This window comes from Halomonas sp. SIMBA_159 (assembly GCF_046536035.1).
GTDB lineage: Bacteria > Pseudomonadota > Gammaproteobacteria > Pseudomonadales > Halomonadaceae > Vreelandella > Vreelandella venusta_A.
On sequence record NZ_JAWJBT010000352.1, the window covers coordinates 1 to 283 of the forward strand.

The 283-nt window shown below is 55.5% G+C and carries 1 protein-coding gene; it reads left to right on the plus strand.

Annotated features, from left to right (window positions below; translation table 11 throughout):
• Positions 1-283, plus strand: a 283-nt coding sequence (locus R0J87_RS19590) for a DNA gyrase C-terminal beta-propeller domain-containing protein (protein ID WP_498888339.1), incomplete at both ends; no start/stop codon positions are given.

Below are 283 nucleotides of genomic sequence, written 5' to 3' on the forward strand. Positions count from 1 at the left end.
GTAAGGCCTTGCTGTCCGTTCCGGCGGAATGTGAGGTGATGCCGCCCCAGCCGATCTCGGATCTGAGCAAAGATCAGGTGCTGGCGATTACCAATGAAGGCCGCATGCTGATCTTCCCGATCCAGGATCTGCCGCAACTGGGTAAAGGCAAGGGCAACAAGATTATCAACATTCCATCGGCAGAAGCCGCGCGTGGAGAAGATGGTCTGGCGCAATTGTACGTTCTGCCGCCGCAAAGCACGCTGACCATTCATGTTGGGAAACGCAAAATTAAACTGCGCCC